Origin of the sequence: uncultured Maricaulis sp. (genome assembly GCF_963976135.1) — a bacterium.
In the GTDB taxonomy this organism is placed as follows: Bacteria; Pseudomonadota; Alphaproteobacteria; order Caulobacterales; family Maricaulaceae; genus Maricaulis.
In genome coordinates this window covers 1-2,382 of record NZ_CAXBKN010000178.1, presented here as the reverse complement: position 1 = coordinate 2,382, position 2,382 = coordinate 1, and the positions used below count along the sequence as shown (strand labels likewise).

At 61.5% G+C, this 2,382-nt stretch carries 1 protein-coding gene; it reads left to right on the top strand.

The genetic code is table 11. From position 1 onward, the window contains the following. Window positions 1–364 precede the first annotated feature (364 nt). Window positions 365–2,173 carry a translation elongation factor 4 gene (gene lepA / locus AAC023_RS14340; RefSeq protein ID WP_339741968.1) on the top strand — a complete coding sequence of 603 codons (1,809 nt, stop codon included), beginning with the start codon at window positions 365–367 and terminating at the stop codon, window positions 2,171–2,173. Window positions 2,174–2,382: the final 209 nt, after the last annotated feature.

Below are 2,382 nucleotides of genomic sequence, written 5' to 3'. Positions count from 1 at the left end.
GGGAGGCGTGAGCTCAGTCATTTGCGGCGGCCGGGAGCGTGGAGCTCGTCCGGGCGGAGGTTTGACACCCCGAGCCCCGGCGTGGCCATCGGAGAGGAAGGCGGCACAAAGCTCGACCGCATGATCCACTCCGGTTTCGAGGCGGGGGCCGCAAGGCGTCCGAGTAAATCTCCCATCTTTTTCCAGGAAGACTTGGCGGGACGTTTCGAATGTCTCACTCACTTATTGCGCTAAACGGCATTTGCCGCGTCCCGCACACCTCCTATCCCTCCAGCCGCTCGCGGCGTGGAGATTTTCCGGTGCGCATAAAGCAAACAGCCCATCCCGCTTGGCCGCACGGTCAGTCAATGCTACCTCCCCGCCCATGAGCACTGACCAATCCCTGATCCGCAATTTCTCCATCGTGGCCCATATCGACCACGGCAAATCCACCCTGGCCGACCGCCTGATCCAGTACACGGGCGGGCTGACCAATCGTGAGATGAAGGAGCAGGTGCTCGACAATATGGAGCTCGAGCGCGAGCGGGGCATTACCATCAAGGCCCAGACCGTGCGCCTCGACTACCCGGCCAAGGATGGCAAGACCTATATCCTCAATCTGATCGACACCCCCGGCCATGTCGATTTCGCCTATGAGGTCAATCGCTCGCTCGCCGCCTGCGAAGGCTCACTGCTCGTTGTCGACGCCTCCCAGGGCGTCGAGGCGCAGACGCTGGCGAATGTCTATCAGGCGATCGAGGTCGATCACGAGATCGTCCCCGTGCTCAACAAGATCGATCTGCCGGCCGCCGATGTGCCGCGCGTCAAGGAACAGATCGAGGATGTGATCGGCATCGATGCCTCCGAGGCGGTCGAGATTTCCGCCAAGACCGGTTTCGGCATCGAGGACGTGCTCGAGGCTGTGGTGAAACGCCTGCCGCCCCCGGTGCATGGCGACCCGAACGCGCCGCTCAAGGCGATGCTGGTCGATAGCTGGTATGATGCCTATCTCGGCGTCATCTGTCTGGTGCGGGTCGTCGAGGGCACGCTGAAAAAAGGCATGAAGGTTCGCCTGATGCGTTCGGGCGGGGCCTATCCCGTCGATGGTGTCGGCGTCTTCCGGCCCAAGAAGGAAGCGATTGACAGCCTCGGCCCTGGTGAGCTGGGCTATCTCAATGCCTCGATCAAACAGGTGCGCGATGCCCGCGTCGGCGACACGATCACCGATGACCGCCGCCCCTGCGAGCAGGCCCTGAAGGGCTTCAAACCGGCCCAGCCAGTGGTCTTCTGTGGCCTCTTCCCGGTCGACAGTGCCGAGTTCGAGGATATGCGCGAAGCGATCGAACGCCTCGCCCTCAATGATGCCAGCTTCTCCTATGAGATGGAGACCTCGGCCGCGCTCGGCTTCGGTTTCCGCTGCGGCTTCCTCGGCCTGTTGCACCTGGAAGTCATCCGCGAACGCCTCGAGCGTGAATACAATATCGAGCTGATCACCACGGCACCCTCCGTGGTCTACAAGATCGATCTCACCGACGGCACCACGATTGATCTGCACAATCCGGCCGACATGCCCGATGTGATGAAGATCAAGTCGATCGCCGAGCCCTGGATCAAGGCGACCATCCTGGTGCCCGACGAATATCTCGGCAGTGTGCTCAAGCTGTGCCAGGACCGCCGCGGCAATCAGCTCGAGCTGACCTATGCCGGCAGCCGCGCCATGCTGATCTATGAATTGCCGCTCAATGAAGTCGTGTTCGATTTCTATGATCGGCTGAAATCCATCTCCAAGGGTTATGCCAGCTTCGATTATCACTGGATCGACAATCGCGAGGGCGATCTCGTGCGCATGTCGATCCTGGTCAATGACGAGCCGGTCGATGCGCTTTCCATGGTGGTGCATCGCGGCCGGGCCGAACAGCGTGGCCGTGCCATGTGCGAAAAGCTCAAGGACCTGATCCCGCGCCACATGTTCAAGATCCCGATCCAGGCCGCGATCGGTGGCCGCATTGTCGCCCGCGAAACCCTCTCGGCGATGCGCAAGGATGTCACCGCGAAATGCTATGGCGGCGATGCCACCCGCAAGCGCAAGCTGCTGGACAAGCAAAAGGCCGGCAAGAAGAAGATGCGCCAGTTCGGCAAGGTCGATATCCCGCAGGAAGCCTTCATCGCGGCGCTGAAGATGGACGACAACTAGGCCAATCCGCTCACCTTTTGGTGAGCGAGCGGCCTGATTGACCACGTGGTCTTGCAATGAATCGGGCAGGGCGCATTTATGCGGTAGGATATCCCCGCCCCAACCCCTGGAGTTCATCATGCGCCATTTCCTCGCCAGCCTTGCCGTCACTGCCTGCCTCGCCGCGCCAGCCTTCGCTGCGCCGGAAGTCGGCGATACCGCGCCCCTGT

Coding starts and splice junctions, on each gene's coding strand:
- lepA (WP_339741968.1), top strand. CDS start 365: ATGAGCACTGACCAATCCCTGATCCGCAATTTCTCCATCGTGGCCCAT.